This is a genomic window from Sphingomonas hankyongi, from assembly GCF_023516575.1.
Lineage (GTDB): Bacteria > Pseudomonadota > Alphaproteobacteria > Sphingomonadales > Sphingomonadaceae > Sphingomicrobium > Sphingomicrobium hankyongi.
The window spans coordinates 47,790-58,675 of record NZ_JAMGBE010000002.1; the positions used below are offsets into that span (position 1 = coordinate 47,790).

Consider the following 10,886-nt stretch of genomic DNA (forward strand, 5'->3'; position numbering starts at 1 on the left):
TAAGGACAGGGCGACTAGTGCAGCTGTGACGCTCCCGCAAGCGTAGCCGCTTCTGCCTCGGCGGCGAGCTCTGCGCCGCGCCGCGCAGCGGCCTCTATGGTGACCGCAATCAGTTGATCGAGAACGCCATCCCGATCGAGCACCGCGAGACCTGCCTCTGTCGTCCCGTTTGGGCTTGCCACGCGGCGCACGATCTCATCCATGCTATCGCGGTTAGTAGCGCCCAACCACGCCGTGCCGAGCACCGTCTCAAGCGCGACTACCGACGCGATCTCAGTGCTTAATCCCCATTCCTCTGCGGCCTTGCGCAACGCATCGATGAAGCGTGCGACATACGCCGTTCCTGCGCCAGCGACCGATCCTACCGCCGCAAGCTTCACCTCGTCAGGCAGCCACGGAGCGAAGCCCAGGGGCGCGAAGGCCTCGGCCAGCTGGCGGCGGACGCTATCGTCCGCATCCTTGCTGAACAGTCCTATCACTCCGCGGCGGATCGCCACGGGGATGTTAGGCATCGCGCGAACGATTGAGGCGACATTCGGGAAGCGGTGGCGCAGGCTGTCGGCTTCCACACCAGCGAGAAGCGACACAATTACGGCTTTCTCGGTGAGCGCAGGCTGCAGCTGATCCGCCACCTCGTCGAGCCTTTGCGGCTTTACGGCGAGTATAATCAGCTTCGGCGAGGCACCAGCGTCTGCAATAGTTGAGACGGTGCGCACGCCTTCGACCGGTGTCCCGCTCGGGCGGATCACTACTGCGTTGGACAGGTCGATGCCTGCCGAACGCCAGCCCTGGACGATGGCGCCGCCCATGTTGCCGCATCCTACGAACCAGGTCGGAACGGGTAATTGAGGTATCGTGGTCATGCTTCCCCGTGCGTATCGATCAATGCTGCCGCGATTGCTTCGCCGGGCGACTTCCCGCCCCAGAGGACGAACTGAAATACCGGGTAGAAGCGTTCGCACTCCTCGACGGCGGCCTCGGCGATCGCCTCTGCCTGCTCGAGGCTGAGGCCATCGTCCTCCCTCACGTCGAGTATGGTGGAATGTCGGAAAACGACAAGCCCCGATCCGGACCACATTTCGAAATGGCCGAGCCAAAGCTGCTCGTTGATCAGGCTCAATGCCTCGAAGATTGCGGCCCGCTTCTCGGGCCCGACCTTGATGTCAGGGAAGGCGAGAAACTGCAGGACCTGGTCTTCGGGCCGCCAGACGCCGCGAAGCTCATACTGAGCCCAGCTTCCGGTAGCGGACGCCACGATCTCACCCTCGGCCGTCCGCTCGCAAGCCCAACCGCGCGCCTCGAAATAGGCTTCGAGGACCTCGATCGGGGCGCCGTCGTCCCGCTCGTCCTGGGTTTCTTCCTCGCGCAGGTTCAAGCTCCGGCCGCGCCCTTCGGACGACCGCCCCTTTTGGATGCAGTCGTTGTGCGTGCTGACCCTGCACTTTTGGTTTCCAGCGCGGCAATCCGCGCCTTCAGGATCTCATTTTCGTCACGGGCCGCGGCTGCCATGGCTTTGACCGCCTCGAACTCGTCGCGCCCGACGAAGTCCTGGCCCCCCATCCATTCACGGAATTTCTCACGCGCGGACGATTCGGCCTCGCGGCCCATGCCTGCCATCGTGCCGGCAAAGCCATTCACCATCTTGACGAAGTCGTCGAACATCTTGTTCTCGGACTGCATAGGAATACCTCCCTTTCGGCGGCCAAATAGGATGTCGCCGTCGATTTCGCCACCCTGGGTGCCGCGTCTATCCCCAGCTTTAGAGGAGACGTCCGCGGACTATCCCCAGCTATTTCAGCCCAGTAGCGACGTTCCTGCCCCAGGATTGAGGCTCTCAATCGCCGAATTGAGCGTCGCGGCGAAGACCAGCCACGCCAAGTAAGGGATCAACAGGAAGCCGGCCGGCTTACGCAGCCGATAGAACTGACCAGCAGTTGCCGCGGCCAGGATGGCCATCACATAGATCACATATTTCGCCAGGGTGATGTCATGGGCCGCGAAGAAGATCGGAGACCATGCGAAGTTCAGCGCCAGCTGGATGAAAAAGAGGGTGAGCGCTGTTCGCCTCCGCGGGCTTGGTGGTTCGGCGAGCACCATCGCAAGCGCGATGCCCATCAGCAGATAAAGCGCGGGCCAGACCACGCCGAAGGCCCAGCCAGGTGGCATGAAGAAGGGCTTATCTAGTCCAGCGAACCAGCTGTTCCCATATCCGCTATTCGACAGCCACCCGCTCGCGGAGCCGAGCAACACGATCAGCGGCGCGGTGATGACCGCCAGCGTCGACCAGCTTTTCTGTTCCGCACGTTCAACCATATTTTTCGGCTCCAAGCAGGAACTCAACATTGCCTTCGGGCCCGGTGATCGGGCTTGGCGTAATGCCCAGCACGGTCCAGCCCTGCGATTCAACCCAGCCTTTGGCCCCAGTGCAGACCTTCTGATGGATAGCGGGGTCGCGGACGACGCCGCCCTTACCCACCTCATCGCGCCCGGCTTCGAACTGCGGCTTGATCAATGCGACCAATTTTGCATGAGGCTTCGCGAGCTTCAGCGGCGCATCGAGCACCTTCGCTAGGCTGATGAAGCTTGCATCGCAAACCACGATATCCACTGGCTCGGGGATAAGCTTGTTGTCGAGACTTCGGGCGTTGGTCTGCTCGTGGACGACAACACGCGGATCCTGCCTAAGCTTCCAGGCCAGCTGGTTCGTCCCGACATCGACCGCATAAACTCTGAATGCTCCGCGCGAGAGGAGCACATCGGTGAAGCCGCCCGTCGAGCTGCCGATATCTAGTGCAACGGCTCCGGCCGGATCGAAACCGAATTGGGTCAGTCCGTGATCGAGCTTAATGCCGCCGCGAGATACCCAGGGATGGTCCTTGCCGCGGACTTCCAGGGGCGCATCCTCGGCTAACATGTCGCCGGGCTTTGCCAGCTTCCTCTCACCGCTGAACACGGCTCCGGCCATTATCAGCGCCTGGGCGCGTGTTCGGCTCTCGGCCATCCCACGGCTTACCAAAAGCTGGTCTGCGCGCGACTTGGCTACGCGCGTGCCTCCTCGACCCCGGCGCTGTTCACACGCAGGGCCTTGAGCACTGTCTCCACGATATGCGGCGCATTGAGCCCAGCCTCGTCATACTGCCTCTCGGGCTTGTCATGATCCTGGAAGCGATCCGGGAGCCGCATGGTGCGGATCTTGAGGCCCCCGTCGACCAATCCTTCGTCGCTCGCCAGAGTCAGCACGTGCGCACCCAGGCCGCCGATCGCCGCTTCCTCGACCGTCACGGCAACTTGGTGAGTCGTCAGCAGCCCGCGGATGAGGTCTTCGTCGAGGGGCTTGGCGAAGCGCAAGTCCGCGACGGTGGTGGACAAGCCTTTTGCCTCCAGTTGGTCAGCGGCTTTTTCCGCCTCGGCAAGGCGGGTACCCAGTGAAAGGATCGCGACCTTGTTACCCTGTCTTACGATGCGCCCCTTGCCGATCTCCAGCGCCTGCGGTGCCTCGGGCAACGCCAGCCCCCTTCCCTCGCCGCGCGGATAGCGGACGGCAATCGGGCCGCTGTCGTGCAATGCCATCGTATGAACCATATGGCAGAGCTCAGCCTCGTCCGCGGCCGCCATGACGACGAAGTTCGGCAGAGTGCATAGGTACGCGAGGTCGAAGCTGCCGGCGTGCGTGGCGCCGTCGGCACCCACCAGACCCGCGCGGTCCATCGCGAAGCGAACCGGCAAGTTCTGGATTGCCACGTCATGGACGACCTGATCGTAGGCTCGCTGGAGGAAGGTCGAATAGATCGTCGCGAACGGCCGATATCCCTGCGCAGCGAGGCCGGCCGCGAAGGTGACTGCATGCTGCTCGGCAATGCCGACGTCGAACGTCCGTTCCGGGAATGCCTCAGCCACCTTATCGAGGCCTGTCCCCGAAGGCATGGCAGCCGTGATGGCTACGACCTTCTCGTCGCGTTGCATCTCTGCCGAAAGCGCTTTGGCGAAGACTGAAGTATAACTCGGCGCACCTGCAGCTGCTTTGGCTTGAATCCCCGAGACAACGTCGAACTTGACCACCCCATGATATTTGTCGGCACTGTTCTCGGCGGGCGCGTAGCCTTTGCCCTTCTGGGTCACCGCATGGACGAGGATCGGCCCTATGTCGGCATCGCGAACATTTTCCAGGACCTCGACGAGCGCGCGCACATCGTGACCGTCTACAGGTCCGACATAATAAAAACCGAGCTCATCGAAGAGCGTACCGCCAGCCATCATGCCGCGCGCATATTCTTCCATGCGCTTGGCAGCCGTGTGGAGCGCATCGGGCATTGCGCGCGCCAGCTTTTGCGCCACGCCCCGGACCGACAGATACTTGCTGGAACTGACGAGCCGCGCGAGCGAGTTGCGAAGCGACCCTACGGGCGGCGCGATCGACATGTCATTGTCGTTGAGAATCACCACCAGGCGATTGCCGGCTGCCTCGGCGTTGTTCATCGCCTCGTACGCCATGCCGGCCGATAGCGCGCCGTCGCCGATCACCGCGATCGCGCGCCCGGGCTCACCCGAAAGCTTGTTCGCAATCGCGAAGCCCAGCGCAGCCGAGATCGACGTCGAGCTGTGAGCAGCCCCAAAAGGATCGTATTCGCTCTCGCTGCGCCGGGTAAATCCGCTCAAGCCCCCGCCCTGACGCAAAGTGCGGATCCGGTCGCGGCGCCCCGTAACGATCTTATGTGGATAGGCCTGATGCCCCACGTCCCAGATCAATTTGTCGTTCGGCGTGTTGAAGACATAGTGGATAGCGATCGTAAGCTCGACGACGCCGAGGCCCGCTCCCAAATGCCCGCCCGTCACCGAAACGGCCGAAATCATTTCCTGGCGGAGCTCATCGGCAAGCTGCGGTAGCTGCTCCTTGCTTAAAGCACGGATATCAGCCGGGAACTGCATCTTATCCAGCAGTGGCGTATTAGGGCGATCGCTCATCGGGTGTGCGCCTTACCCACAAGCCTTTGAGATGTCACCAACACGCCTTAGCGCGCCAACGATTTCAGCGATTCCTCACGCCCTGCTCAGGAAACGCGGCAGTCCCCGCAGGTGCCGCGAACTTCGATGACTGGGCGAGGTGCGGAAAAACCCGCCTCTTTCGCGGCTTCCCGGACTCCGCTGGTCAGGTTGTCGTCGTCGATATGGACAGCCTGCCCGCACGTATCGCAGATGAGGAAAATGCAGTCGTGGAGACAGCCGGGATGCTGGTTCGCGACATAGGCGTTGGCGCTCTCCACGCGGCGAGCGAGGTTGGCCGTCACGAACAGGTCGAGGATACGATACACGCTGTTTGCGGCCACTCGCCGTCCCTGCGTGTTCGAGACGGCTTCGGCGATGTCATAAGCGCTGGCCGGTTTCTCAAAGCCAGCCAAGGCGTCAAACACCGCAGCGCGCATGTCGGTCCATTGCTCGCCTTCGCGCACCAGCCGGTCTCGAGCGGCCCGCTTTAGCGATGCGCCCTCATGGAGCTTATGGTCGTGTCGGATCATGGACACAGCGGAAGTTAGTCCCGACGGGTCATACGGGCAAGCAGCAGCCGCGCTACTCGCTTGCCAGCACGTTCAGCCGATGACCGAGCGCCAGGATCATCACTCCTACCACCGTGAAAATGGCCTCACGGCCTCCATGCGGCTGAGTGAGGGCAACTGCCATCAACGCCAGCCCCAAGCCTCCGATCGCGCTCGGCAGCCAGAAACCGTGCTCCCGAATGCCGCGGCCGAGCGCAATCGCGCCCAATGCTATCGCCAAGACCAATCCAACTTCGTGGATGATCGGATCGCCCAGGATTCCGCCCGCGGCGGAGAGCAGCGCCAGCAGCACCGACGTCGCCAGGCAATGAACCAGGCAAAGACCCGACAGGGTCATCGCTAGCCGGTCAAGGCGCGAGTTCGGGACGGACAACTGATTCACTGCAGCCGCATATAGAGAATGCATTCGCTGGTGACAATATATCATAAGCTCGATTTCGGCACTTGTCGCGCCGCTGGTCGCGCGCAAATAGGCGTTCACCGATGGCTACCCGCACGACTCCCTTGGCACCGACCCAATCCCGCGCGCGTCCGCTCGCGCTCTCGAATCTGCTTCTGTTTGTCGCCCTGCTCGTATTTGCGATGGTGGTGGTCGGCGGAATTACCCGACTGACCGAGAGTGGCCTGTCGATCACCGAATGGAAGCCGATCAGCGGCGCGATACCGCCGCTGACGCACTCCGATTGGATGCATGCCTTCGTGCTTTACCAGGCAACGCCCGAGTATCAGCAAATCAACGGGCCCGCAGGCATGACTCTAGACCAATTCAAGCAAATCTATTGGTGGGAATTCTTGCATCGGCTGCTCGGCCGCCTGATCGGCATCGTCTTCGCACTGCCCTTGTTGTGGTTCGCAGTCAGGCGAGAAATCCCGAGCGGTTACGGTTGGAAGGTGGTGGGGTTGCTAGCGCTGGGCGGGATGCAGGGCGCCCTGGGGTGGTACATGGTCATGTCCGGGCTCTCCGAACGAACGGACGTAAGCCACCTCCGACTGTCAGCGCACCTTCTCCTGGCGCTTACGATCATGGGTACGCTCATTTGGGTGGCTCTTGATCTCCGCCGTCTTGCGAAGACTGGCCAGGACGAGCCCTCCCGCCTGACCGCGCAAGCAGCAGTGACCCTCGCGATCCTTTACGTGCAACTGCTCTACGGCGCTTGGGTAGCGGGCCTGAATGCGGGCCAGGTCGCGCCCACCTGGCCCGACATGCAGGGACGATTTGTGCCTGAAGGCATAGACTGGAGCCACGGTTCGCTTTGGGCGCTGACCAGCGACCCGTATCTCGTCCACTTCATCCATCGGTGGTGGGCTTGGGTCGTCGTGGTCGCCATGGTGATGTTCGCGCGAAGAGTACGGCGGGTGCCTGGGGGCCGACGGGCTTCGATCGCCATACATTCAGCCTTCGGCACGCAGGTGATCCTGGGCATCCTGACTGTGCTCACTGGTGTTCTGATCTGGCTTGCGGCGCTCCATCAAGCCGTTGGCGCACTGCTGTTGGCGAGCACAGTCTGGGGAGCCCATGAACTCGGGAGCAGACGCACATGAGCGTCGTGTCGGTCTACGCAATTTTCGGCAGCGCGGACGAAGCGGAGCGCATCGGCAGGACCGCGATAGAAGAGCGCCTCGCCGCCTGCATCAACATCTTGGGTCCGGTGCGCTCGATCTACCGTTGGCAGGGCGCCATTGAATGTGCTGAAGAGGTCGGCGCGATCCTGAAAACATCGAATGAGCAGGCGGATGCGTTGATCGCGCGCATTGCGGGACTGCACAGCTACGACGTGCCCTGCATCGTGACATGGCCCATCGACAAGATCCTGGGCAGCTACGCAGACTGGGTGGAGGGCAGCGTGGGCTAAATGGGCCGCCGCTCGAGATACAAATAGCTTGGGTCGAACTCCGCCAACCCTTTCAACCGGTCCCGATCGAGGATCGTGAGCCGGCGATTTGCAAGTCCGATCAGGTTGCGACGGCGGATTTCTTGGACGGTTCGATTAGCGTGGACCACCGTCAGCCCGAGGCACTCCGCAAGCTCTCGCTGCGTGAGCGGAAACTCGTAGGAATCGCCCTGCATCGCCCCTACCATGTGGAGACGCTCGTAAAGCTCGCAGAAGACGTGCGCCATCCGGGCGATGGCGGAGCGCCGGCCGAGCGACAGAGCCCATTCACGATGGATGGCCGCATCGATATTCGTCGACATCCAATAGATGCGTGCGAGGCGCGGATAACGCTCAGTAATTTCTCGCAGCCGCTCATGCGGCACCACGGCGATGGTACAGTCGCTGAGTGCCAGCACATCGTGATCCAGGCGTTTCAGGGTGAAGCCGTGGAGGTCGGGAAAATCGCCGGGCACATGAAGCTCCGTGAACTGCCGCTCGCCGCCGGGCAGGTCTTTGCTTCTCGCCAACCAGCCGCGCAGCAGTAGCAGGCTCTCGTCCAGCATCTGGCCCGATCGAACGAGGACCTGATCGGCGCGGATTTCACGCGTCTCGCTGACGGCATTACGAATGGCCCGTTCCTCTTCGGGGGCCACCTCAGCACGCCTACGCAACTTCTTCAGGTGCACGGTAATCATGCAAACGCCACCCACACAACGCGAACGCGCATAGGTTACACGACCGTTCCAATCCGCAAAGTCCCGAATTCGGGCGCTAAATTGGGGTTGATATACCCTGGATTAAGTTCGCACGAGGTCTTGCGATGTCACGTAGGACCGAGATCCGCTTGTCGGCTCGATCGATCCGGCCGTGAATTTCCGGCCCACCTAGCCTCTCTTGCGATCCGCATTCCTGTAGGGGACTTTATCAAGCTTCTGACGCAGCTCTTCGATAGAAGCGTCGTCAGTGTCGGACCCCGAATATTTGGACTCGAGGTCGGCCTCCTCCGAAGTTTGCTCTCGGAAATAGGTAATCGTCAGACGCTTCCCAAAGATCTCGTCGCCACGGATTTTCATCTCCGCTTCGCAGTCAGCCGGCAAATTATCGCGTATTGTTTGAAGGTAGCGAATGAGGTCGTCCAGCGAAGTAAACTCGCTGATATCGATGTAGTCCTTCACGCGTCTTGCCACTGGCGATCTCTCTCCGGCCGGTTATTGGACATCGCTGAGAACTGCGTCGCGACGCCACTAGGTCGCTCAACACCGCGGTGCAACGCGCCGATACTCGAAAAATTTGCCTTCGAAAGGACAGGCTGGGCATGCGTTGCGCTAGGCGGCGCCTGAGCATTCAAGAATTGGCGTTCAGATGCCGCCCTTCATGATCCAGGTGCAGGTAATTGGGGTTGAACATCGCCACGTCCATCATCCGCTTCAGATCGCGGATGTGAAGCTGCTTGCGCTCGAGTTCGATGAGGGCATCTCGACGCAACTCCTGCAGAGTTCGGTTCACATGCACCGATGTAAGGCCGGTCGCGTCCGCGAGATCGTTCTGCGTCAGCGGAAAGTCGCAGCGGCCGTCCCTCGCCCGCCTCACCGCGTCCAGACGCAGGTAAAGTTCAGTCAACAGATGAGCGAGGCGTTCGTAAGCGCTGCGCTGTCCGAGGTTCAGCGTCCATTCTCGCTGAATGGCAACGGTGACGAGCTCATGCCACCACAACGCTTGCGTGACGCGTGGGCGCTCTGCTGTCAGCGACCCCATCTCGTCGGGCGTGATCATCGCGACTTTCAGCCGAGTAATGGCTCCGATGCTGTGATCCATGTGCCTCAGGATGTAGACGTTCAGATCGCAGAAATCGCCCGGGACAAAGAGGCTGACGATCTGGCGCTTCCCGTCTGGCAGGGTTTTGTACCTGCACGCCCAGCCGTCGAGGACGAGGTGAACGAAACGCGGCTTGTCGCCCTCGCTGATCAGGTCGCGGCGCGCGTCAACGTATCGGATGTTTCGGCTGATGCTCGAAAGCGCTGCGCGATTGTCCTTTGAGAGACTCGTGAATGCTTCGAGCTTCAAAACCACTGCCGGATCCGAGCCGAAGTAACAACGGTAGGCGGCGTCATCACGCTTCACCCTCACCTATGCTATTTTGCCACTACGCAGAAAGCTCGCGAGCGTCGTCTGAAAGAGGCGGTCGAGCCATCGGTATATATCATGGCTGTGCCGCGAGCGCTCCAACGTAAAATTCGACTCCCAATGCACTCTAAGCGTTGAGGGGTATTATTTTACCTCTCTAGAATTGCCCGCTTTTCCTTGACTTTTCGCTGCCGCCCCGCAAATAGCGCTTCCGCAGCGCCGCTCTTTGACGGCGCTTTTCGCTTTAGAGAGGTTCCGCCATGAAGGCGCTGATGAAAACGACCAAGTCGGCAAAGCCGGCTGAGGTCGAAAAAAAGTGGCATTTGATCGATGCCGACGGACTGGTGGTCGGTCGCGTTGCAACGATTATCGCCAATATCCTGCGCGGCAAGCATAAGCCGAGCTTCACCCCGCACGTTGATTGCGGCGACCATGTCGTAGTCATCAATGCGGACAAGGTTCGCTTCACTGGCCGCAAGCTCGACCAAAAGGTCTATTACAAGCACACCGGCTATGCTGGTGGCATCAAAAGCGTGACCGCTGGGAAGGTGCTCGAAGGGCGTTTCCCCGAGCGCGTCCTCGAGAAGGCCGTCGAGCGCATGATCCCGCGCGGGCCCCTCGGCCGCGATCAGATGCGGGCCCTGCACCTCTACAACGGCGCGGAGCATCCGCACGCTGGGCAGAACCCAGAAGTCCTCGACGTCGCGGGCATGAACCGCAAGAACAAGGTGGGCGCCTAATGTCCGATACTCGTGAATCCATCGCCGACCAGCTCGGCGCCACTCCCGCTCCACCGGCGGAGTCCCCTCAGGCTGAAGCTCCAGCTGCCGAAGCGCCTGCAGCAGCGCCTCCTCCGGTCCAGGAAGCGGCTCCGCTTCGCGAGCAGCAGCTCGACAAGTTCGGTCGGGCTTATGCGACCGGTCGCCGTAAGGACGCGGTCGCGCGTGTCTGGCTGAAGCCGGGCTCGGGCAAGATCCTCGTCAACGGGCGCGAGCAGGAAGTCTATTTCGCGCGTCCCACGCTGCGGCTGGTCATCAACCAGCCGTTCGACGTCGCGGATCGCCGAGACCAGTATGACGTGATCGCGACCGTCAAGGGCGGAGGGCTGTCGGGACAGGCCGGCGCCGTGAAGCACGGCATCGCCCAGGCGCTCAGCCGCTACGAACCGGCTCTCCGCACGGTCGTCAAGCAGGCGGGGTTCCTGACTCGCGACCCGCGCGTCGTCGAGCGCAAGAAGTACGGTCGCGCCAAGGCACGCCGCAGCTTCCAGTTCTCGAAGCGCTAGTCGCCTTCAGTTCGAAACAAGAAGGGCGGTTGGGACTATCCCAGCCGCCCT

Annotated in this window: 14 protein-coding genes and 1 pseudogene; 4 read left to right on the forward strand and 11 right to left on the reverse strand. The window is 61.6% G+C overall.

Translation table 11 applies throughout. From position 1 onward, the window contains the following. Positions 1-14: 14 nt before the first annotated feature. From LZ538_RS04855 to LZ538_RS04890, 8 genes and pseudogenes are all read right to left on the reverse strand, one after another. Complete coding sequence (locus LZ538_RS04855; RefSeq protein WP_249830890.1) at positions 15-863, reverse strand: pyrroline-5-carboxylate reductase family protein; 849 nt, start codon at positions 861-863, stop codon at positions 15-17. Next, positions 860-1,369 carry a type III secretion system chaperone family protein gene (locus tag LZ538_RS04860; RefSeq protein ID WP_249831562.1) on the reverse strand — a complete coding sequence of 170 codons (510 nt, stop codon included), beginning with the start codon at positions 1,367-1,369 and terminating at the stop codon, positions 860-862. Before LZ538_RS04860 ends, LZ538_RS04855 begins: the two co-directional genes overlap by 4 nt. Before the next feature lie 2 nt (positions 1,370-1,371). After that, complete coding sequence (locus LZ538_RS04865) at positions 1,372-1,680, reverse strand: accessory factor UbiK family protein (protein WP_249830891.1); 309 nt, start codon at positions 1,678-1,680, stop codon at positions 1,372-1,374. A 114-nt stretch (positions 1,681-1,794) separates the two neighbouring features. Beyond that, complete coding sequence (locus tag LZ538_RS04870) at positions 1,795-2,313, reverse strand: TspO/MBR family protein (RefSeq protein WP_249830892.1); 519 nt, start codon at positions 2,311-2,313, stop codon at positions 1,795-1,797. Continuing rightward, positions 2,306-3,043 (reverse strand): annotated as a pseudogene (locus tag LZ538_RS04875) (TlyA family RNA methyltransferase); the annotation flags it as partial. The pseudogene LZ538_RS04875 and the gene LZ538_RS04870, both read right to left, overlap by 8 nt. Then, on the reverse strand, positions 3,040-4,962 hold the full coding sequence (gene dxs / locus LZ538_RS04880) for a 1-deoxy-D-xylulose-5-phosphate synthase (RefSeq protein WP_249830894.1): 1,923 nt from the start codon (positions 4,960-4,962) through the stop codon (positions 3,040-3,042). The pseudogene LZ538_RS04875 and the gene dxs, both read right to left, overlap by 4 nt. Positions 4,963-5,048: 86 nt before the next feature. Beyond that, entirely contained in the window at positions 5,049-5,513 is a 465-nt protein-coding gene (locus LZ538_RS04885; protein ID WP_249830895.1) for a Fur family transcriptional regulator, read from the reverse strand. A 52-nt stretch (positions 5,514-5,565) separates the two neighbouring features. Further along, entirely contained in the window at positions 5,566-5,889 is a 324-nt protein-coding gene (locus tag LZ538_RS04890; protein WP_430741960.1) for a MerC domain-containing protein, read from the reverse strand. A gap of 146 nt (positions 5,890-6,035) precedes the next feature. On the opposite strand from LZ538_RS04890, the gene LZ538_RS04895 reads away from it, so the two are divergent. Both LZ538_RS04895 and cutA read left to right on the forward strand, forming a co-directional pair. Then, positions 6,036-7,094, forward strand: a complete 1,059-nt coding sequence (locus LZ538_RS04895; protein ID WP_249830897.1) for a COX15/CtaA family protein — start codon at positions 6,036-6,038, stop codon at positions 7,092-7,094. Beyond that, the gene (gene cutA / locus LZ538_RS04900) at positions 7,091-7,405 is read left to right on the forward strand and encodes a divalent-cation tolerance protein CutA (protein ID WP_249830898.1); all 315 of its coding nucleotides are present in this window, start codon (positions 7,091-7,093) and stop codon (positions 7,403-7,405) included. Before LZ538_RS04895 ends, cutA begins: the two co-directional genes overlap by 4 nt. On the opposite strand, the gene LZ538_RS04905 is transcribed toward cutA, so the two are convergent. From LZ538_RS04905 to LZ538_RS04915, 3 genes are all read right to left on the reverse strand, one after another. Beyond that, positions 7,402-8,079, reverse strand: a complete 678-nt coding sequence (locus LZ538_RS04905) for a Crp/Fnr family transcriptional regulator (RefSeq protein WP_249830899.1) — start codon at positions 8,077-8,079, stop codon at positions 7,402-7,404. The genes cutA and LZ538_RS04905 overlap by 4 nt on opposite strands. Positions 8,080-8,310: 231 nt before the next feature. Continuing rightward, on the reverse strand, positions 8,311-8,601 hold the full coding sequence (locus LZ538_RS04910; protein ID WP_249830900.1) for a hypothetical protein: 291 nt from the start codon (positions 8,599-8,601) through the stop codon (positions 8,311-8,313). 169 nt (positions 8,602-8,770) lie between these two features. Next, on the reverse strand, positions 8,771-9,553 hold the full coding sequence (locus LZ538_RS04915; protein ID WP_249830901.1) for a Crp/Fnr family transcriptional regulator: 783 nt from the start codon (positions 9,551-9,553) through the stop codon (positions 8,771-8,773). A gap of 257 nt (positions 9,554-9,810) precedes the next feature. On the opposite strand from LZ538_RS04915, the gene rplM reads away from it, so the two are divergent. Further along, positions 9,811-10,290 (forward strand): 50S ribosomal protein L13, encoded by a 480-nt coding sequence (gene rplM, locus LZ538_RS04920; protein WP_249830902.1) that lies wholly within the window; start codon positions 9,811-9,813, stop codon positions 10,288-10,290. Continuing rightward, on the forward strand, positions 10,290-10,835 hold the full coding sequence (gene rpsI, locus LZ538_RS04925; RefSeq protein ID WP_249830903.1) for a 30S ribosomal protein S9: 546 nt from the start codon (positions 10,290-10,292) through the stop codon (positions 10,833-10,835). Before rplM ends, rpsI begins: the two co-directional genes overlap by 1 nt. Positions 10,836-10,886: the final 51 nt, after the last annotated feature.